Annotated in this window: 18 protein-coding genes; 6 read left to right on the top strand and 12 right to left on the bottom strand. The window is 68.1% G+C overall.

Annotated features, from left to right (window positions below; all coding sequences use genetic code 11):
• Window positions 1-102 precede the first annotated feature (102 nt).
• Genes tolB through KBI44_06150 form a run of 4 tightly spaced genes read right to left on the bottom strand, consistent with a single transcriptional unit; the run spans window position 103 to window position 3479 of the window.
• Window positions 103-1542 (bottom strand): Tol-Pal system beta propeller repeat protein TolB, encoded by a 1440-nt coding sequence (tolB, locus tag KBI44_06135; GenBank protein MBP9144042.1) that lies wholly within the window; start codon window positions 1540-1542, stop codon window positions 103-105.
• A 13-nt stretch (window positions 1543-1555) separates the two neighbouring features.
• Window positions 1556-2314, bottom strand: coding sequence for a TonB C-terminal domain-containing protein (locus KBI44_06140; protein ID MBP9144043.1), 759 nt, complete (start codon window positions 2312-2314; stop codon window positions 1556-1558).
• The gene (locus KBI44_06145; GenBank protein ID MBP9144044.1) at window positions 2311-2751 is read right to left on the bottom strand and encodes an ExbD/TolR family protein; all 441 of its coding nucleotides are present in this window, start codon (window positions 2749-2751) and stop codon (window positions 2311-2313) included. Before KBI44_06145 ends, KBI44_06140 begins: the two co-directional genes overlap by 4 nt.
• The gene (locus tag KBI44_06150) at window positions 2751-3479 is read right to left on the bottom strand and encodes a MotA/TolQ/ExbB proton channel family protein (GenBank protein ID MBP9144045.1); all 729 of its coding nucleotides are present in this window, start codon (window positions 3477-3479) and stop codon (window positions 2751-2753) included. The genes KBI44_06145 and KBI44_06150 overlap by 1 nt, the downstream gene beginning before the upstream one ends.
• Window positions 3480-3643: 164 nt before the next feature.
• Between KBI44_06150 and KBI44_06155 the strand changes: the two genes are divergently transcribed.
• Together KBI44_06155 and KBI44_06160 are read left to right on the top strand one after the other, a co-directional pair.
• On the top strand, window positions 3644-4432 hold the full coding sequence (locus KBI44_06155; GenBank protein ID MBP9144046.1) for an electron transfer flavoprotein subunit beta/FixA family protein: 789 nt from the start codon (window positions 3644-3646) through the stop codon (window positions 4430-4432).
• Window positions 4432-5412 (top strand): electron transfer flavoprotein subunit alpha/FixB family protein, encoded by a 981-nt coding sequence (locus KBI44_06160; GenBank protein ID MBP9144047.1) that lies wholly within the window; start codon window positions 4432-4434, stop codon window positions 5410-5412. The genes KBI44_06155 and KBI44_06160 overlap by 1 nt, the downstream gene beginning before the upstream one ends.
• Here KBI44_06160 and KBI44_06165 read toward each other — a convergent pair.
• Window positions 5399-6103, bottom strand: a complete 705-nt coding sequence (locus KBI44_06165) for an RNA methyltransferase (protein MBP9144048.1) — start codon at window positions 6101-6103, stop codon at window positions 5399-5401. The two genes, KBI44_06160 and KBI44_06165, sit on opposite strands and share 14 nt — an antisense overlap.
• Before the next feature lie 91 nt (window positions 6104-6194).
• Here KBI44_06165 and KBI44_06170 point away from each other — a divergent pair, with 91 nt between their 5' ends.
• The 3 genes from KBI44_06170 to polX all read left to right on the top strand — a co-directional run bounded on the left by KBI44_06170 (window position 6195) and on the right by polX (window position 9989).
• Window positions 6195-6791, top strand: a complete 597-nt coding sequence (locus KBI44_06170) for a DUF84 family protein (GenBank protein ID MBP9144049.1) — start codon at window positions 6195-6197, stop codon at window positions 6789-6791.
• Between the two features lie 143 nt (window positions 6792-6934).
• Entirely contained in the window at window positions 6935-8113 is a 1179-nt protein-coding gene (metK, locus tag KBI44_06175) for a methionine adenosyltransferase (protein MBP9144050.1), read from the top strand.
• A gap of 112 nt (window positions 8114-8225) precedes the next feature.
• The gene (gene polX, locus KBI44_06180; protein ID MBP9144051.1) at window positions 8226-9989 is read left to right on the top strand and encodes a DNA polymerase/3'-5' exonuclease PolX; all 1764 of its coding nucleotides are present in this window, start codon (window positions 8226-8228) and stop codon (window positions 9987-9989) included.
• Between the two features lie 15 nt (window positions 9990-10004).
• Here polX and KBI44_06185 read toward each other — a convergent pair whose 3' ends face one another.
• Window positions 10005-12479, bottom strand: coding sequence for an LptF/LptG family permease (locus tag KBI44_06185; GenBank protein MBP9144052.1), 2475 nt, complete (start codon window positions 12477-12479; stop codon window positions 10005-10007).
• A gap of 3 nt (window positions 12480-12482) precedes the next feature.
• Here KBI44_06185 and KBI44_06190 point away from each other — a divergent pair, with 3 nt between their 5' ends.
• Complete coding sequence (locus tag KBI44_06190; protein MBP9144053.1) at window positions 12483-12938, top strand: 6-carboxytetrahydropterin synthase; 456 nt, start codon at window positions 12483-12485, stop codon at window positions 12936-12938.
• A gap of 736 nt (window positions 12939-13674) precedes the next feature.
• Here the strand turns inward: KBI44_06190 and KBI44_06195 are convergent.
• The 6 genes from KBI44_06195 to KBI44_06220 form a co-directional block, all read right to left on the bottom strand.
• Complete coding sequence (locus KBI44_06195; protein ID MBP9144054.1) at window positions 13675-14553, bottom strand: ParB/RepB/Spo0J family partition protein; 879 nt, start codon at window positions 14551-14553, stop codon at window positions 13675-13677.
• Complete coding sequence (locus KBI44_06200) at window positions 14546-15304, bottom strand: ParA family protein (GenBank protein ID MBP9144055.1); 759 nt, start codon at window positions 15302-15304, stop codon at window positions 14546-14548. Before KBI44_06200 ends, KBI44_06195 begins: the two co-directional genes overlap by 8 nt.
• Window positions 15305-15449: 145 nt before the next feature.
• Window positions 15450-15962: a bifunctional nuclease family protein gene (locus tag KBI44_06205; protein MBP9144056.1), complete on the bottom strand. Its 513-nt coding sequence runs from the start codon at window positions 15960-15962 to the stop codon at window positions 15450-15452.
• Between the two features lie 241 nt (window positions 15963-16203).
• Window positions 16204-17682 (bottom strand): tRNA (N6-isopentenyl adenosine(37)-C2)-methylthiotransferase MiaB, encoded by a 1479-nt coding sequence (gene miaB / locus KBI44_06210; protein MBP9144057.1) that lies wholly within the window; start codon window positions 17680-17682, stop codon window positions 16204-16206.
• Complete coding sequence (locus KBI44_06215) at window positions 17679-18491, bottom strand: hypothetical protein (GenBank protein ID MBP9144058.1); 813 nt, start codon at window positions 18489-18491, stop codon at window positions 17679-17681. The genes miaB and KBI44_06215 overlap by 4 nt, the downstream gene beginning before the upstream one ends.
• Complete coding sequence (locus KBI44_06220; protein MBP9144059.1) at window positions 18478-18831, bottom strand: cupin domain-containing protein; 354 nt, start codon at window positions 18829-18831, stop codon at window positions 18478-18480. The genes KBI44_06215 and KBI44_06220 overlap by 14 nt, the downstream gene beginning before the upstream one ends.
• Window positions 18832-18842: the final 11 nt, after the last annotated feature.

Consider the following 18842-nt stretch of genomic DNA (forward strand, 5'->3'; position numbering starts at 1 on the left):
ATTTTCATCTCCTTGGTGTTGGACCGGAACGGGGACTCCTGTGGAGTCCGAAGCCGCTTGAAATCTAGCACATGCAAGTTGGAATCCAGCCCTGGATCGCGCTCAGGGAAGATATCCGGACCAGTCGGGCGCGCGATTCGCGCCTTCGAATGTGAGCTGCTCCGCAGGCGCCCCGTAGCGCGCCTCCATGACGAAGATCTGGACGCCGCCGGCCCGGGTCGAGCTGAAGGCGAGCCGCCGCCCATCCGGTGAGAAGACGGGCGTTTCGTTGCTGCCGCTGCCGTCGGTCAGGCGCTGGGTGGCGAGCGTCACCAGATCCACCAGGGCGAGATCGAAGCGGTTCTGCTGGGCGCGGGTGGCGTAGGCGATGCGCGTGCCGTCCGGGCTCCACGAGGCGCCGTCGTTGTAGTCGCCTTCGAAGGTGACCCGCCGGAGATTCGTGCCTTCGGCATCGACGACGTAGATCTGCGGCGAGCCGGAGCGGCTGGACGTGAAGGCGATCTCGTTGCCGTTCGGGCTCCATGCCGGGTTGGTGTCGATGCCGGGCGAGCTGGTCAACTGCCGGAGGTCGCTGCCGTCACGCCGGCAGGTGAAGATCTCGATGTTGGCGCCCAGACCGCGCGCGAACGCGAGACGGCGACCGTCCGGCGAGAAGGTCGGCGAGGTGTTGAGCGAGCCGCTGGTGACGACCGGCGACTTGCGGCCGCTCAGGATATCGGCGAGGTAGATCGCCGGGCCTTCGCCGCCGAAGAAGGAGACGTAGGAGAGCACGTCGCCCGTAGGGCTCCAGGCGGGCGAGAGGGAGATCGAACGGTGGCCGGTGATCCGCCGCTGGTCGAAACCGTCGTAGTCCATCAGATAGATCTCCTTCTCACCGTCGCGATCGGAGGAGAAAGCGATCGAAGTCAGGGCGATTCCGCGCTTGCCGGTGAGGTAGAGGATGATCTCGTCGGCGAAGGTGTGCGCGATGCGGCGCGCCAGGTCGAAGGTGCCCCGATAGCGCTTGCCGACGATCGGCTGGCGACTTGCGAGGTCGATGAGGCGGCCTTCGATGACCAGCCGGTCACCGTCCAGTTTGATCTCGTTCTGGAGCAGCATCTCGGCGCCCAGGGAGCGGTACTGGTCGGCATCGTGCGCGAGGTCGCCCGTGAGTGTGAGCACCGCGAGCTCGTCGGCTTCCTGCAGACGGAAGATGCCGCTCTTCTCGAGATCGTTCCGCAGTGTCTGGTCCACGGTGCGCGCGGCGTTCCCGGCGGTGCCCTGGAGCGCAGCCAGGTTGCCGAGCGCGGGCACGGCGAGGACGATCTGGGCGCGGGTCGAGCCGTCCGGCATGACGATGGTGATCGTCGTCCCGCTCGCTCCGGGGCCGGCGGGCGCCGTTCCGGTTGCCGGCGTTCCCGGAGCTCCAGCAGAAGGGGGCGCCGGTTGGGGGGGGGCGGCGGGGGGAGCGGCCTCGACCGGCGGCTGCTGCGCCTGTGCTGCCCAGCAGGCCGCGGAGATCAGCACGACTCCGGCGGCTCGGTTCCATCGCGAGTGGATCATGGTCGAAGGGTCCTCATCGGAAGATCAGGTTGACGCCGAGCGAACCCTCGCGGAAGGCGCGCGGGAGCGGCGGCAGGGGAGTCGAGGATTGCACGGCGCGCAGCGCCGCGAGATCGAAGGAGTTGATGCCGGAGGAGGTCGCGATGCGCACTTCCACGATCCTGCCGTCGCGCTGGATTCGATAGTGCACCGTCGCCTCGACGCCCGAGCCAACCATCGGCCTCACCCAGTTGCGCTGGATCATCGAGAGCATCTGGTCGACATAGTAACCGTAGACGAAATCGGGGTTGTCGAGGCCGGCGACCGCGGCGCCGAGCGCGAGCGCGTTCGTGCTGCCGCGCTCGCTGCCCTGGACTTCAGGCTCGGCGGCCGGCGCCGCGGGCTGCGGGGCGGGTTTCGTCGCGGCAGGGGCCGGACCCGGTTTGGGCGCGGGCTTCGCTGCCGCGGGCTCGCGCAGGGTGGGCGTGTCGGGCGGCGGGGCGATCTCGGGCGGCGCCGGCTTGGGCTCCGCCTTTGGCGGCTCCGGCGCCGGGGGTGGGGGTGTCGACGGCCGGGGCCGCTCGACGCCGAGCCGTGCGGCGGGGACGATCTGCACCGCGACGTACTCGATCGGGGGCTTGTGCTCGGGCTCGAGGCGGGGCAGCACCAGGGCCGCGATGGCCAGCAGCGCGTGCAAGCCGAAGGCCGCCAGGGCGCAGCGCGTCAGGAGGGCGCCTTCCCGGTCGGTCTGGCGGCGCTCGAGCACTCCGGTGACCGCGTACGTCGAGGTCACTGCCGTTTGGGCTCCGGTTTCTCGGTGACCATGCCCACCTTGCCGATGCCGCCGCGATGCAACGTGTCGAGGACGTCGATGACCTTGCCGTAAGGGGTGTCGCGGTCGCCCTTGAGAAAGACGGTCTCGTTGGCGCGGCCGCGCAGCATCGGGGTCAGAACTTCGACCAGTTTGGTCGGGTGGATCGGGCGGTCCTTGAGGTAGATGAGGCCTTCGCGGTTGATCGACAGCACCACCGGATCCTCGCCGCGGACCGGCAGCGGCGGCGCCTCCGCCTTCGGCAGCGCGACCTCGATCCCCTGGTGCAGCATGGGTGCGGTCACCATGAAGATGATCAGCAGAACCAGCATCACATCCACCAGGGGAGTGATGTTGATCTCCGAGAGGATCGAGTCGTCGTCCTGGGTGAACCCGCCGGTCGAGCCCAGGAAGGCCATCAGGTGAAATTGCGCTCGGTCAGGTTCAGGAACTCGAGGGCGAAGTCCTCCATCTGGTGGCGCAGGCGCTTGAAGCGGCCGGCGAGGAAGTTGTAGCCCACCAGGGCAGGAATCGCCGCGCCGAGTCCGGTGGCGGTGTTGATCAGCGCCTCGGCGATGCCGGGGGCGACCGCGACCAGGGAGGTGGATCCCGTACGTCCGATGTCCTCGAACGCCCCCATGATGCCCCACACCGTGCCGAACAGGCCGATGAACGGGGTCACCGCGGCCGTCGTCCCGAGGAAGGTGGCCGATTTCGTGAGGATCTCGAGCTCGCCGGTGAGAGCTCGCCGGAGCGTCCGCTCGACGCTGGTCAGGGAGCGGATCTGGTACTGCCCACGTGCCGTCGAATCCTCGGGCTGGGCGCGAATCTGGTGGTCGATCTCCGCGTAGCCGGCCTGAAAGATTCCGACCAGGGGCGAAGAGGCGAGCTTGGCGGTGGCGGCGCTGACCTCGCTGAAGCGTTTGCTGGCGCGGAAGATCTCGAGGAACTTGCGGCTCTGCCGGTCGGCGCGCCGCAGGTGGAGGATCTTCCAGAGAAAGATCGCCCAGGAGCCGATCGAGAAGCACAGCAGCAGCCCGAGCACCACCTGGGCCATCGGCCCCGACTGGCCGAAAGCCTCGGCGAGCCCTGTCGTCGCGGGTGTGGGGGTCTGGGCGAGCAGGGTCAGAGAGAGGATTTCAGCCATGAAGGATCGGATCTCCAGAGCCCGGAAAAGTAGCATGCCGCCGAAGAGACTGTCCACGCGCCCGACCCCGGTTTTACGAGCGCGGGGTCCGGAACGTTGACGGGACCGTCGGGTCGAGCATACCTTTGACCCGACGAGACGTACTTTCGAGAGAGGGCTCCCAGATGAAAATTGCCGTCTGCATCAAACAGGTTCCGGACACCGAGGCGCGCCTGCGGGTCGCCAAGGATGGCCGCTGGATCGACGAGGAAGATCTGCCGTTCGCCATCAACGAGAGCGACGAAGTCGCCCTCGAGGAGGCGTTGCAGATCGCCGAGAAGCAGGGTGGGGAGGTCATCGTCTTCAGTCTCGGGCCGGAGCGGGTGCGCGAAGCGCTGCGCAAGGCACTCGCCCTCGGCGCCGGACGGGCCGTGCATCTGCGTCACGAGGCGTTCGCGGGCGGCGATGCCTTCGCCACCGGGCGCGCACTCGCGGCAGCGATCCGGCGCGAAGCCTGCGACCTGGTGATCACCGGTTCGCAGTCGGACGACAACGGCTTCGGAGTCACCGGCACGATCGTCGCCGGCCTGCTCGAGTGGCCGCACGCCTGGCTCGTCATGGGGGTCGAGGTCGAGGACGGAGCGCGTACCCTCAAGGTGACGCGCGAGATGGAGAGCGGGCTCTCCGAGGTCTTCCGGGTCGCCCTGCCGGCGGTGCTGGAGGTGCAGGCGGGTCTCAACCACCCTCGCTACGCCTCCCTCAAGGGAATCATGGCGGCGAAGAAGAAGGAGATCGCGGAGCTCTCGCCCGCCGATCTCGGTCTCTCCGATCCTGAAGTGGGGCTCGCGGGCTCCCGGCTGGAGGTTCTCTCGGTCGGGTTCCCGGAGTCCGCGGTGGGGGCGCAGATCCTGAGCGGTGACGGCGCCGCCAGCGAGCTGATCTCGAAGCTGAAGAACGAAGCGAGGGTGATCTGATGGCGAAAGTCTGCGCAGTCCTGCAGCAGCGTGAAGGCAAGATTCACCGCATGGCCTGGGAGGCCGTGGCGGCCGCCCAGCAGCTCGCGGCTCTCTCCGGCGGCAAGGCCTCGGCGGTCCTCCTCGGCAGCGGCGTCGCCGGCCTCGCCGCCGAGGTCGCGGGCTGCGATCTCGAGTCGGTGCGCGTCATCGACCAGCCGATGCTCGCGGACTACACCCCGGGCGGCTATGTCGCGGCTCTCGCCGGCTGGATGGCGCTCGACCGGCCGGAGGTGGTGCTCTTCCCCCACACCTACCAGACGGTCGAGTACATGCCCCGTCTGGCGCTCGCCGCCGGCGCGGCGATCATCCCCGAGGGACTCTCTTTCGAGGCCGCAGAACCCGGCGGCGGCACCATCTGGAAGCGCCCGATCCTCGGCGGCAAGCTGCACGCCAGAGTGCGCGCCAAGGGGGACGGAGCGACGATGGTCTCCCTCCAGTCGGGCGCCTTCTCGGCGGACGCGCGGCAGGCGGGCACGGCGCCGGTCCAGGCGGTGGATCTGGACCTCGCCTCGGCCTCCGCGTGGCGGGAGATCCTCGGCGTCGAGCAGGTCGGCGGCGAGACCGTCGACCTCTCGAAGGCCGACATCATCGTGGCGATCGGCCGCGGCATCGGCGGCGCCGACAAGATGGGCCCGGTGGAGGAGCTGGCCCGGCTCCTGAAGGCGGATATCGGGGCGAGCCGGCCGGTGATCGACAGCGGCTGGCTGCCGCGCGACCGGCAGATCGGATCGAGCGGACAGACCGTCGCCCCGAAGCTCTACCTGGCCTTCGGCATCTCCGGTGCGATCCAGCATCTGGTCGGCATGAAGGGCTCCGCCTGCATCGTGGCGGTGAACAAGGATGCCGGGGCGCCGATCTTCAAGATCGCGAGCTACGGCATCGTCGGCGATCTCCACGAGGTGATCCCGGCGATGGTGGCGGCGCTCAAGGAGGCGTGAGCTGCGGTGCCAGCCGGGACAGCACCAGCGCCGCGGCGACCGTGACGTTGAGCGATTCGAGCCGGCCGGCGAGCGGAATCGTCACGCTGGCGTGCAACTGTGCGCGCGTCGGCGCGGAGAGCCCGGGGCCCTCCGCGCCGAGCGCGAGGACGATCGTTTCGGCGCTGCCTCGCGGTCCGAGCTCGGCGAGAGGCAGCGCGCCGGCATGCGCCTCGAGGCCGATCCAACGGACCTCCTGCGCTGGCGCGGCGCGGAAGCGTTCGGCGGTCGCAGCCGGCTCGGCGTGGACGGCGACCGGCACCCGCAGGAGGCTGCCCGCCGAGGCCCGGAGCGCCCGCGGATGATTGGGGTCGGCGCAGCCCGGAGAGAGCAAGAGGCCGGCGGCGCCCAGCCCTTCGGCGACGCGGGCCAGCGCCCCGAGGTTTCCCGGATCCTGGATCCGGTCGAGATAGAGCCAGATCTCGCGCGGACGCGGCGTCACCCCTTCGAGTCCTGTCCGCGGCAGGCTGCAAACGGCCAGCAGGCCGCGGGGGGAGTCGGCGTCGGCAAGCGTTTCGAGAATCCGGGCGGCGGCAACCAGCGGCGGGCGCTGCAGGCGGGCAAGAACCTCCTCGCCGCGAGCGCTGCCGAGGAACTCCTCGGTGGCGACGACCGGCTGCAGGCGAAGGCCGAGCCGAAGGGCTTCGAGCACGAGATGAGGCCCTTCGAGCACCGCCTCCGTACCCCGGCTTCGCCGCACACGGCGGAGAATCTTGATAGCCTCATTCTGCGAGCTCTCGATCATGGCGCCCGATCTTAGGGAGTTCCTCGGGGAATTCCAACGCGGTATCGAAGTCTGCGTCGCCGACTCCGGCGCCGACACCCTGCTCGGTGTCCGTGACGCTTTCCGGCGCTTCTTCCGCAGTGATTCGGGCGAGGTGGCTCCGGTCGCCGTGGTGCAGCAGGAGCTCGCGGCCCCCCTCACCGGCCTGCCGCTGTCGGATGTCGAAGCGATCGCCCGCGCGCGCCGGTCGGTGCAGCGGATGGCAGCCGAGCTCCCGGGCGTCTACCACTTCTATCTCGCCGTCGAGGCCTGCTACCACAGCCTCGACCTCGACGGGGAGACGCCGTTCTTCGTGCGCAGCTGGGCGGTGCTGCGCGGTGGGGCCGGTGAGACGCTGGGTTCCAGCGGTTCGCTGCAGCTGCCGCCGCATCTGGTCGACGGCCTGGGCATGGACCAGCTGCCACATTCGATTCCCGGCACGCGCAGGAGCGGTGGCATCGTAGCCTCCCTGACCGGTGGCCTCGAGAGCCGGCGATCCGCCGTCGCGGAGGCTACGCTGCATGCGCTGTCGACGCAGTTCTTCGGGATATTGGATACGCGGCGCACGCGCCGCTAGGCGATACGCGGCGCACGCGCCGCCAGGGCCAAGCAGCGCACAAGCCGATAGGGGGAGGGCGCGGCAACCGCCGATCTTCGATTCGGTCTGATAAAGTTATCTTTTCGGGGCACACCGTCCCTTCCTTCTACAGAGGTTCCAGCATGAGCAGCCGCGACGCCAGCCTGTTTACTTCAGAATCGGTCACCGAAGGGCACCCGGACAAGATCTGCGATCAGATCTCCGACGCCATTCTCGACGATGTCCTGCGGCAGGATCCGATGGGTCGCGTCGCCTGCGAGACTCTCGTCGCGACCGGACTCGTCGTGCTCGCGGGCGAGATCACGACCACCGGCTACGTGAACTTCTCGGAAGTGGCCCGCAAGGCGATCCGCGATATCGGCTATACCGAGCCCGGACTCGGGTTCGACTTCGAAAGCTGCGGCGTGGTGAGCGCCGTCGGCAGCCAGTCGCCGGATATCGCCCAGGGTGTCGACACGGGCGGCGCTGGCGACCAGGGCCTCATGTTCGGTTTTGCCTGCCGCGAGACGCCGCAGCTGATGCCCTTGCCGATCATGCTGGCGCACGCCCTCACCCGCAGACTCTCGGAAGCTCGACGCGGCGGTGAGCTCGCCTGGCTCCGACCGGACGGCAAGAGCCAGGTGACCGTGGAGTACGTCGACGGCAAACCGACCCGCGTCCAGGCGGTCGTGGTCTCGACCCAGCACGGGCCCGAGGTGTCGCACGCGGAGATCTGCAGCGAGGTCATCGCCAAGATCATCCACCCCGTCGTTCCGGCGGCCTATCTCGACGACCGCACCCAGTACCACGTCAACCCGACCGGGAAGTTCGTCATCGGCGGACCGCACGGCGACTCGGGGCTGACCGGCCGCAAGATCATCGTCGACACCTACGGCGGCTATGGCCGGCACGGTGGCGGCGCTTTTTCCGGCAAGGATCCGACGAAGGTCGATCGCTCGGCCTGCTACATGGCGCGGTACATCGCCAAGAATCTCGTCGCTGCCGGTCTCGCGGACAAAGTGGAAGTGCAGCTCGCTTATGCGATCGGCGTCGCGGAGCCGGTGTCGGTGCGGGTCGACACGTTCGGTACCGCGGTCGTCTCCGAAGAGAAGATCGAGCGTCTGGTGCGCAACGAGTTCAAGCTCAAGCCGCGCGACATCATCGCAACGCTCGACCTGCGCCGACCGATCTACCAGGCGACGGCGGCCTTCGGCCATTTCGGCCGCGAGGAGCCCGGCTTCACCTGGGAGAGGGTCGACCGCGCCGCCGAGCTGCGCGCCGCCGCCGGGGTGGGCGGAGCCGTGCCGGTCGCGGCCGTCTGAGCGCTCCCGGCCGTCGCCGCCCAGGCCGCCCGGCATGAACGACAAGGACGATCCCAGGCCACCGACCCCGGGGGGAGCGGACCCGCCTCCTCCCGGTCGTGGACCGGTGCGGATCCACCGCACGCAGATCGCCGCACTGCTGCGTGAGGTCGCCGTCCTCCTCGAGCTGCGGGGAGAGAATCCGTTCCGCTGCCGCGCGTTTGCCAACGGCGCGCGCGCCATCGAGGGGATGGCCGAGGATCCGTTGGACCTCTTCGAGGCCGGCACGCTCGGCGAGGTGCGCGGCATCGGTCCGGGTCTGGTCGCCGGCATCGCGGAGATCGTTCTCACCGGTTCGCTCGCCCTCCTCGCCGAGCTGCGGGCCGAGTTCCCGGCCGGAGTGCGGGACCTCCTGCGGATTCCGGGGCTCGGGCCGAAACGGTTGCACGTTCTCCTCAAGGATCTTCAGATCGACTCCCCGGCGGCGCTCGAACGCGCCTGCCGGGAGGGCCGCGTCGCGGCCCTCCCGGGGTTCGGCGCCAAGAGTCAGGAGAAGCTCCTGCAGGGACTGGGAAGCCTGCAGCGCTTCGGCGAACGGCATCTTCAACCGGCAGCGCGGGGGGCGGCGGAGGAGCTCGCGCTACACCTCCGCGCCCATCCGGCGGTCGCCGACGTCGTGATCGCGGGCAGTCTGCGGCGCGGTTGCGAGACCATTGGCGACCTCGACCTGCTGGTCAGTGTTGGCGCTTCGGACCGCTCGGCCGTCGTCGAGCACTTCCTTGCCGCACCGTCGGTACTGCAGCCGATCGAGCAGGGTGTCACGAAGGCTGCCGTGGTCGTCGCCGGCGGCCTGCGGGCGGACCTGCGCCTGGTGGAACGCGACGAAATGCCCGCGGCCCTGCTGCACTTCACCGGCAGCAAGGAGCACAACGTCCAGCTGCGCTCGCGCGCCAAGGGGTACGGCTGGACGCTCAACGAGTACGGGCTCCACGAGGGCGAGACCCGCTTCGCGCTCGACTCGGAGAGCGCCATCTACGGCAAGCTCGGTCTGTCCTTTCTGCCGCCCGAGACCCGCGAGGGGATGGGGGAGATCGAGCTCGCGGAAGCCGGTGCGATCCCGGCGCTCGTCGAGCTCGCGGATCTGCGCGGCACGCTGCATGTGCACACTGACTGGAGCGACGGCATCGCCACGCTCGAGACGATGGCGCTGGCGGCGGGCAACCTGGGTTGGGAGTACCTGGGCATCGCCGACCACTCGCGCGCCGCGGCCTATGCGCGCGGACTCGACGCCGCCCGCGTGCGGCGGCAGTGGGAAGAGATCGACCGCTGGAACGCCGCTGGCCGGAAGCCATGGCTGTTCAAGGGTACGGAATGCGACATCCTGGCCGACGGCGCGCTCGACTTCGACGACGAGCTCCTGCTCGGCTTCGACTATGTCGTCGCCTCGGTCCACAGCCGGTTCAACCTCTCGCGCGAAGCGATGACCGCGCGCTGGGTGCGCGCCGCGTCGCATCCGTGCGTGACCTTCCTCGGGCACCCGACCGGGCGTCTGCTGCTCGTTCGCGAACCGTACGACGTCGATCTCGACCGGGTGCTGCAGGCGGCGCGCGAGAACGGGGCCATTCCGGAGCTCAACGCCAACCCGCACCGGCTGGATCTCGACTGGCGCCAGCTCCGGCTCTGGCTCGCCGGTGGTGGCACGACCTCCATCCATCCCGACGCCCATTCGCCGCATGGGCTGACCGACGTGCAATACGGGATCGGAATCGCCCGCAAGGCGCTGGCCGTTCCCGGCCAGGTGCTCAACTGCCGGCCGGTGGGGGAGCTCCGCGACTACTTCGACGCTCGCCGGGAACGGGCGCGAGGACTCCTGGGTAGAGGCGGTCCGGGAGTCTGATTCTGCGGTGGGCCCTCAGCTCTTCACGCCGAGGAAGAGGTATCCCGAAAGCAGCGCGAAGAGGACATTGGGGCTCCAGGCCGCGATGACGGCGGGGAACGTACCGACCTGGCCCAGAGTGCGGAAGAAGGCGAAGACCGCCAGGAAGAAGATCCCCAGGACGATCGCCAGACCCAGCCCGTAGAGGGCGCCCTTCCTCTCCAGCCGGAACGCGAACGGCAGGGCGACGAGCGACATGACCAGTGAAGCGAAGGGGAAGGCGACGCGATCCTGCAGCGCGACCTCGAGCGCCGGCACGGCCTGCCCGCTCTCCCGCACCTCGCGCACGTAGGCGCGCAGCTCGGTGAACCCCATCTCCCTCGGCCGGCGAACTTCGGCTTCGAAGTAGTCGGGGCTCTCTTCGAGGTCCACCGCGACGGGCGTGGTGAAGCTGCGGAAGGAGCGCTCGTTCAGGCCCTCGAAGGTGCGCGCCCAACCGTCGGAAACCGCCCAGCCCTTCGGCGTGTACTGGGCGTTCGCGGCCAGCAGTCGCGCCACCAGCTGGTGTTTCTCGTCGAAGTCGAAGACCTGCAGACGTTGCAGCGACGACGATTTCGGATCGAAGTTCAGGTAGTTGTAGATGAACCTTCCCTGGCCGAGGAGCCACTGCTGGTCGGCCCGCCGGACCGATCGGGGCTGCGTTCGCCCCTTGATGATGTTGTTCGCCTCCTCGACCTTCTGGTTCGACGCCGGCAGCACCTGGAGCTGCAGAAAGGCGCAGAGCATCGCGACTCCGGCGGCGCCAGCGACCGCCGGCAGCGCGACGCGGTGCAGGCTCATTCCGAGCGAGCGCAGCGCGATCACCTCGCTGGTGCGCGAGAGCAGGCTGAAGGTGATCAGAGTGGCGATCAGTACGGCGATCGGAGCGATGTCGTAGGCGGTCTGCAGCGACTGGTACTTGTAGTACTGCAGCACGATCCTGGCCGGCGGCTGGTTCTTGAGAATGTCGTCGATATTGCCGGTCAAGTCGGCGATCGAGCTGATGGCGATCGCCGAGATCCAGACCAGGGCCAGGACCTCGCCGAGCCGCCGCAGGACATAGCGATCGAGGATGTTCGGGAAGCGCAGCCGAAGGCGCGGCAGGCGCAGCACGACACGACGTCGGGGGCGCGCCGCCGACGTCGCATCGTGAGCCCCGGCGCCGGCGACGCCGTTCGGGCTCGCAGGGGTGCCGCCGGAGCCGCGCGAAAGGACGGTGGTCGCGGCGAGGCCCGGCCGGCGATCCTCGTCCGGCCTTGCGGTCCGACGCTTCGACCAGGCCGATCGCCGCCGCTTCACACTCGCCCATTTCGCGCCGAGGAAGCGCTGGAGGCGGCGGGGGAGGATGCCGCGGTCGCGATTGCGCACTCCCAGCAGGACGAGACCGATGGCGAGCAGGAGGAGGTCGGGAAGCCAGATCGCGAATCCCGGAGAGAGCTTGCCCAGCCTGGCCGCGTCCTCGCCCTGGGAGAGCAGCACGTAGTAGGCGACGATCACTCCGATCGAGATGGCGAAGCCGGACGATCTCCCGCCGTGCCGGTTGGTGAAACCGAGAGGCAGGGAGATCAGGCCCATGACCAGACAGGCGGCGGGGATGGCGAACATCTTGTGCACCCCGACGCGGGCGAGGCGACGCTGCTCGGGCGTGGCCGAGATGTCGCGGGAGAGCTTCCGGAGCTCCGCGAGCTCGAGCTCGCGCGGCCCCCGGCGGGAGGCCATGCGCGCCTTCTCTGTCGAGAGGAAGCGGTCGCGCAGAACGATGCGCAGCGTCTCGTGGCGGCTGGTTTCGTAGCGTTTCGGCGAGTGGAAGTCGAAACTGTGCTTGATCGCGTCCGCGAGCTGGAGCACGACGCGCTCCCCTTCGTCTTCGACGAGGAGCTTGCCGCGGCGGGCGACGATGACCTCCTGGCGCTCGCTGGGAACGGCATCGGCGAGGAAGACGCCCTTCCATTCCTCGTTGCGGGCCGAAGCCTCGAAGATGTAGAGGACCTTCCCCTGCCACTCGTTGTAGAACACCCGCGGCTCGACCTGCTGGGCGACGGTGCGCGTGAGGATGTCGAGGTAGAGGCGGGAGACGGCGCGATTTCCCTGCGGCAGCAGGTAGACCATCAGGAGCCCGTTGACGACCGTCAGGAGGGCGGACAGCGCGAGGACCGGGCGCAGCAGGCGGTAGATGGACATGCCGGTGGAGCGCAGGGCGACGAGCTCGCTGTCGGAGGCCAGCCGTCCGACTCCCACCAGGACCCCCAGGAGGAGCGACATCGGAATCGTCAGGACGACGATGTTGGGCAGCGAATAGAGCACGAGCTGGCCGACGATCGGGGCCGGAAGGCCCCGGCGGATGATCATCTCCGCCGAAGCAAAGAGGAACTGGAGCAGCAGGATGAACGTGTAGACTAAAAAGCCCAGCCCGAGCGGACCGATGATCTCCCTGAGGACGTAGCGGTCGAGCCGGGCAAACAGAGGTCTCACTCAATGAGCGTATCGCAGCCCCTCGCCGGACGGACGCCGGGAGCCCTGGTTCTGGAGCGCAACTATTCGTTTTCTTCGAGCCACCGGTACTACCGGCCGGAGTGGACGCCGGAGACGAACCTGGCACGCTTCGGCAAGTGCTCGAACTCGCCGGCGCACGGGCACAACTACAGGTTGACGATCGAGGTCTCGGGGACGGTCGATCCCGAGACCGGCTTCGTGGTGAATCTGCCGGATCTCGACGCCCTGGTGCGCGACGCCGTCGTGCGCCGGCTGGACCACGCCCACATCAACGACGCCGTTCCCGAGTTCGCCGCGGGGGGGGAGATTCCGACCACCGAGAATCTGGCGGTCTGGATCGCCGGCGAGATCGCTTCGCTCCTGCCGCCGGCGAACCGGCTCGAGTCGGTCCGCCTCGCGGAGGACGACCGGCTGGCGTCGAAGTGGACGCGGCGCTGAGCGATCGCGCCCGCCGGTCGAGCGAGGGCTGGGGGCCGGAGGCCCGCAGCCCTCGGAGACCGGCAAAAGCAAAGGACCGGTAAAGGCAGAAGACCAGTAGAAGCAACAGACCCACAAAAGCAAAAGACCGGTAAATGGAAGTGGCAGGGGCGGCACGGGTGGGGCTGTCCGGACGGAGGCTGCGGCCGGAACAGCTGCGGCCGGAGGTGCGGACTTTCGTCGTCGGATAGAACGTCCGATAAGATACATTATGTAAACCTGCACTCGCGAACGCTGGCTGGTCACGGCTTTCTTGAGGCAGGTTTTACATAATGTTCAGTGAGTCGCCTGGGCGGGTACGGCTTCTCTGCGGGCCCTTCCGGTGCGGCGTTCGCGGGCACTTCCTTGCGCGCCGTGGGCCCGACCCAGCCACCGCCGAGTCCACCTCTTCGTCCGGCGATGGAAATGTAGGATGCGTTGAGCGCAGCGAAACGCATCGATCGCGTGCCGGACGTGGCTCCCGGTTCGGCTCCCGGCGCTACCTCTCGGAGGGCGCTGCGCCGCGAACCGCCCCTTTCCTGCCTCACCCGAACGATGCGTTTCGCTGCGCTCAACGCATCCTACATCTCGGTTCTGAGGTCTGAGGTTCCGGAGGCGTCACTCCAACGCCCCATGAAGGCTTTCCCTTTACTGAGAGCCTTTGCTTTTGTCTTGGCTTTTGAAAAGAAGCGCTTTGCCCTTCGGGCGGGTCTTCGCCTCAGGCTTCGGGCGTGTTGCGGATCTCGTCGAGGATCTGTTCCAGGGCGCGGATCAGGTCGGACTTCTCGACGGTCGACTGCCGGAACTGGAGCTGCAGCTGGAACGACTTGTCGGGGGCGCGGAATTTGAACGCGAACGGACGTTTGCGGGCGGTGCCATCCTTGCCCGCGGATCCTCTGCGGAGCTCGCTGCGCAGGTCGTCACGGCTCAGGCCTTCGCGGCCGGCGCGGGCCAGAAGAGCGTCCAGGGCGTGGGAGTCGGTGACCTTGGCGAGCTCCAGCAGGGCCGACTTGGCCTGAATTCCCAACTCCAGGGCCCTCTCGCGGACCTCCGGGGGCAGCACGAGGAGGCTGAGGCTCTCGGCCACCGAGCTGCGCGACCGCCCGACCGCCTGGGCGATCTGTTCCTGGGTGTAGCTGTGCAGGGTGCCGAGCGCCTGGTAGCCTTCGGCCTCTTCGAACGCGTTCAGGTCCTTGCGCTGGAGGTTCTCGATCAGCGTGATTTCGAGCGCTTCATCGGCAGTGACCTCGAGCTCGATGGCCGGGATCTCGAAGAGGCCCGCCTCCAGGGCCGCGCGGTACCGACGCTCCCCCGCCACGATCTCGAACTTCACGGGCGGCGGTACGCCGTCGACCGCATCCGGCTTGCGAACGAGGATCGGCTCGAGAACGCCCTTGCTGCGGATCGACGCCACGAGATCCGAAAGGTCGCCGATCTCGGTGCGCGGCTGGTTCGGGTTCGGGCGCAGGCTCGAAAGCGGCAGAAGACGGCCGACCGACGACTCGTTGCGGCTCGCCAGCTCGTCGACGAAGTGCGCGCCGTGCCGCATCTTGACCCGCAGCGGCAGGCCCCTCTTGGCAGTTCCGGCCTCAGACACGGCTGAGTACCTCCTCGGAGAGCTTGTAGTACTCGTACGCTCCGGTCGAGCGCGGCGCAAAGGTGAAGATCGACTCCTTGTAGGCCGGACTCTCTTCCAGTCGAACGCTCTTGGTGATCATGGTCTCGAACAGCTTGTCGCCAAAGACCTTCTGGATCTGGTCCACGATGTCGCGCGACAGCAAGGTCCGTTTGTCGTGCAGGGTGATGACGGCGCCGAGGATTTGCAGCTGCGGGTTGGCGCGCTGCTTCACTTTGTCGATCGTCTCGAGCAGGTCGTCTGTGCCCTCGAGCGCGAAGTAGCTCGACTGGATCGGGATCAGGACGTGCGACGAAGCGACGAGCGCGTTGACAGTGATGATGCCGAGCGTCGGCGGCGTATCGAGGATGATGAAGTCGAAATTCTCGCTGACGCTCTTGATCGCATCCTGAAGCCGGAAGTGGCTGTCGAGCTCGCCGAGGAGCTTCGACTCGATCTTGGCCAGGGCGATGCTCGAAGGAGCGATCGAAAGGTTCGGCACCTTCTCCGCCAGCACGACGATGTCGGCGAGATTGACCGAGGTATCGGTCAGTACGTCGAAGATCGTTCGTTGCAGACCGTGGATGTCGAGGAACGACATCGAGCTGTTGGCTTGCGGATCGAGATCCACGAGCAGTGTCCGCAGGCCTTTGGAGGCCAGAGCGGCCGAGAGGTTGATCGCGGTGGTCGTCTTGCCGACCCCGCCTTTTTGGTTTGTGATGGCTAGGATCATCGCGGAGCCGGCAGTGTATTCAACCGCTTCCGTGCGGTCAAGCCGTACCGCCGCGGCGCCGCACCTGGCGCATTCAGGGCCATGTCGGCGCGCCGACATTCGACATAAACAACTGCAAACAATACACTTGTCGTGTTTGTGGCATTTACATCGTGTACTTGCCGAGGTCCTCCGGACGCGCCTTCTCGAGCCAGTCGCGCAGGCGCTCCTCCTCTTCGCCTGCGGTCGCGAGATCGAGCTGGAGCGCCGACTCGAGCACGCTCTGGGCGACCCAGATCGCCGCGCCGGCGCGTACGGCCATGGCGACGGCATCGCTCGGCCGGGCGTCGATCTCGACGTTCTGCTCTCCCCTGCCCAATCTCAGCCGACCGTAGAAAGTCCCCTCACGCAGCTGCCAGATCTCGACGCGGACAACGTCCACGGCGAGCTCGCGGAGGATGTCGTGCATCAGGTCGTGGGTCATCGGACGCGGTTCGCGCATCCCTTCGAGCGCCATGGCGATGGCATTGGCCTCCATCTGACCGATCCAGATCGGCAGCACCAGAGTGCCCCCGACCGCCTGCAGGAGCAGCACCGGAGTCTCGGAGGCGGGGTCGAGCAGCAGCCCCTTGACCTCCATCTCCACCCAACCCTCTCCTGGAGGTTCCGAATCGCTCATCGCACGGATTGTGCGTCGTCCGCCCGCGGCGGTCAAGGCACCCTCACTGCGGGAGGCGCGGGGGCACTCCGGCACTCGAGAATCCAGGGCGGGCGCCTATTTGAAGCGTGGTCGCCCACCCTGAATTCTCGAGTGCCCGAGCGCCCCTGGGGGACGAGGATAAATCGGTGACAGTTTCCGATTTATCCGGCGCGGCTTTCGCCCGGGTAGATCTTTGGTGCAGTGGGGTTCAGCGGGCGAGTTAGGCTGGAATGACGCGCAGCCGCGGCGCGGCCTCCGGCGTGGCGTCGGGGGCGCCAGAGGGCGCGGAGTCGACGCTCAGGAGGAAGGTACCGATCAGACTGTGAGCGTGGGTGCGGGTGATGGCGACGCGGACCAGGCTCCCCGGTCCCGGCGTCGCGGAGGCGCTCTCCGGAGCCGGGAACTGGACGATCCGGTTGCATCCGGTCCGGCCCGTCAGAACCCCGGGCGCTTTGGCCCAGCCGGTGACCAGGACCTCGATCTCGCGGCCGACGAACTCGGCATGGAGCTCCTCCTGGATTTCGGCCTGGAGCGCGAAGAGACGCTGCAGCCGCTGCTGCGCGACCGGCTCGGGAACTCCGGAGTCGGCAAGTTTCAGCGCCGCCGTGCCGGGCCGGGGCGAGTAGCAGAAGGCGTAGACGGCGGCAAAGCGCACGGCGCGCAGGAGGTCGAGCGTCGCGTCGAAGTCGGCCTCGGTCTCGCCCGGGAAGCCGACGATGATGTCGGTCGACAGCGCGATGGTCGGACGCGCGGCGCGCAACGAGCTCACCAGTTCGAGATAGGGGGCGATGGTATACCCGCGACCCATGCGCCGCAGGACCGCGTCGCTGCCCGACTGGACCGGCAGGTGGAGTCCGTCGCAGAGGTTCGGGTGCCGGCGGAACTGCTCCACCATGCGCGGCGAGAAGTCGCGGGGGAATGAGGTCATGAAGCGCAAACGCCGAAGGCCCGGGAGGACCGCCAGTCGGCCGAGCAGGTCGGCGAAGTCTTCTCCGTCCGCGCTTTCGGGCCGGGTGCCGGAAGGATCGAATTGCGCCGAGGGCTCCCGCCAGTGGTTGACCGTCTGTCCCAGAAGCTCGATCTCGACGAATCCGAAGTCGAGCAGATGGCGGACCTCGCGCTCGATCTCGGCGGCGGAGCGGCACGACTCCGGACCGCGGGTCGACGGCACGATGCAGAAGGTGCAGCGCTTGTTGCACCCTTCGATGATCGTGACCATTCCCTTGTAGAGGCCGTCGCGGGAGATCGAGTCAAAATCGTAGCGCCGATCGGTGGGAAACCCGGTCGCCACCACCCGCTCCCCTCCTGCCCGCCGGGCGAGAACATCCGCGAGCTCGCCCACTCTCGCCGGTCCGAGGACGAAATCGAGATCGGCGACGCGTGCCAGGATCTCCTCCCCCTCCTGCTGGGCGACGCAGCCGCAAAGCCCGATCTGGAGGTGCGGGCGGTCGCGCTTCAGCAATCGATACTCACCCAGGCGCGAATAGACCTTCTGGACCGCCTTCTCGCGCACGCTGCAGGAGTTGAGGAGGATGAGATCGGCGTCCGTCGCCGCATGGGTCGGCAACATGCCCTGCAGCATCAGCTGGCCGGTCATCCTCTGGCTGTCCAGCTCGTTCATCTGGCAGCCCCAGGTTTCGACGTAAAAGCGGCGTAATCTTCGGGGTGACGACAGGCCGGTGGGCGGCTGCAGCTTCACGGCTGTTCACGGGGCTCGTCGAGCACGACCGGTTCGGTCGGCTCGGCGCTCGGCGACTCGAGAACTTTGCGCTCCGGCTCGAGCTCGGAACCCTCCCGCAGCCAGCCCGGAAACGCACCGGCCTGGCGCCCCTCGGTCAGAAAGCGCTCGAGCTCCTGTTCCGACCGCTCCACCTCGCGCCGCGTCGAGTCGAGCTCGTCCAGAGTGTGATCCCACTCGGGCTTGATCTGCGAATCGCGCTGGTAGGGATCGTCGGCGGCATAGAATCGCCGGCGGAGCTCCTCCGACTTTCCTTCGAGCTCGACGACCCGGTCGGCCGACTCGCGCCAATGGCGGCGGATCTCGAGCCCCCGATTCCGCCAATAGGCCTCGTCGCGGGCGGCGTTCGCCACGGCTTCACCGACGGCCTGGGCCGTGGCCTCCTCCGCCGCCGTCGCGCCTCCGCCCTCGGCGACCGTCAACTTCTGACCCTTGGAGAACTCCGCCAAGTTGCGGTTGTCGATCACCGCTACGGGCTTTCCGGCCTGGGAGCGGCGCTCACGCTCCTCGCTGGCAGCCTGAGCGAGACTCTTCGGTCCCTCGGCCGGGCGATCGCCGTTGTCGATGACGACCACCGTCGGCGGCGGGGGTGCCGCGACCGGTTCCTCTCCCTGGGTCTTGGGCGGCGGGGGCTCGGCCGCACTCTCCGAGATGGGCGGCAAGGCCACCGAATCGGGCACCGCGGCGCCGCAGCCGATGGCCGTCAGGAGCGCGAGCGCGGTGAGCAGCGCGCCGGTGACGCGCGATGGCCCGAGCTCACGATCTGCCATAGCGGTCTTCCAGGCGGACCACATCCTCGAGCTCCGGCGTGGAGACCTCGAAGAGATCGCAGCCGGCCGCTCCGGCGACCATGCGATGCCTGGTTCCTGGAGTCACGTGATAGGACTCGCCCTCTTCCAACCGCTGAGGGACCATTGTCCCGTTCTCCTCGACCTGCAGCTCGATGCCGCCGCGGGCGACGAAGAAGGTCTCGTCCTTGTGGTTGTGGTACTGGAGCGAGAGCGCCTCGCCGGGCTCGATATGCAGGAGCTTTCCCACGTATCGCTCGGTGTGGGCGTAGATCAGCTCGTAGCCCCAAGGCTTTTCGATACGACGCACCGGTTGCCTCATCAGTCGCTCAC

Source organism: Thermoanaerobaculia bacterium (genome assembly GCA_018057705.1).
GTDB lineage: Bacteria > Acidobacteriota > Thermoanaerobaculia > Multivoradales > JAGPDF01 > JAGPDF01.

Excerpts from the sequence above, each read along its gene's own strand:
- KBI44_06170 (MBP9144049.1), top strand. The coding sequence starts at position 6,195 with ATGGCGCCCGATCTTAGGGAGTTCCTCGGGGAATTCCAACGCGGTATC.
- KBI44_06145 (MBP9144044.1), bottom strand. The coding sequence starts at position 2,751 with ATGGCCTTCCTGGGCTCGACCGGCGGGTTCACCCAGGACGACGACTCG.
- tolB (MBP9144042.1), bottom strand. The coding sequence starts at position 1,542 with ATGATCCACTCGCGATGGAACCGAGCCGCCGGAGTCGTGCTGATCTCC.
- metK (MBP9144050.1), top strand. The coding sequence starts at position 6,935 with ATGAGCAGCCGCGACGCCAGCCTGTTTACTTCAGAATCGGTCACCGAA.
- KBI44_06205 (MBP9144056.1), bottom strand. The coding sequence starts at position 15,962 with ATGAGCGATTCGGAACCTCCAGGAGAGGGTTGGGTGGAGATGGAGGTC.
- KBI44_06215 (MBP9144058.1), bottom strand. The coding sequence starts at position 18,491 with ATGGCAGATCGTGAGCTCGGGCCATCGCGCGTCACCGGCGCGCTGCTC.
- KBI44_06220 (MBP9144059.1), bottom strand. The coding sequence starts at position 18,831 with ATGAGGCAACCGGTGCGTCGTATCGAAAAGCCTTGGGGCTACGAGCTG.
- KBI44_06200 (MBP9144055.1), bottom strand. The coding sequence starts at position 15,304 with ATGATCCTAGCCATCACAAACCAAAAAGGCGGGGTCGGCAAGACGACC.
- KBI44_06150 (MBP9144045.1), bottom strand. The coding sequence starts at position 3,479 with ATGGCTGAAATCCTCTCTCTGACCCTGCTCGCCCAGACCCCCACACCC.
- KBI44_06160 (MBP9144047.1), top strand. The coding sequence starts at position 4,432 with ATGGCGAAAGTCTGCGCAGTCCTGCAGCAGCGTGAAGGCAAGATTCAC.
- KBI44_06190 (MBP9144053.1), top strand. The coding sequence starts at position 12,483 with ATGAGCGTATCGCAGCCCCTCGCCGGACGGACGCCGGGAGCCCTGGTT.
- KBI44_06155 (MBP9144046.1), top strand. The coding sequence starts at position 3,644 with ATGAAAATTGCCGTCTGCATCAAACAGGTTCCGGACACCGAGGCGCGC.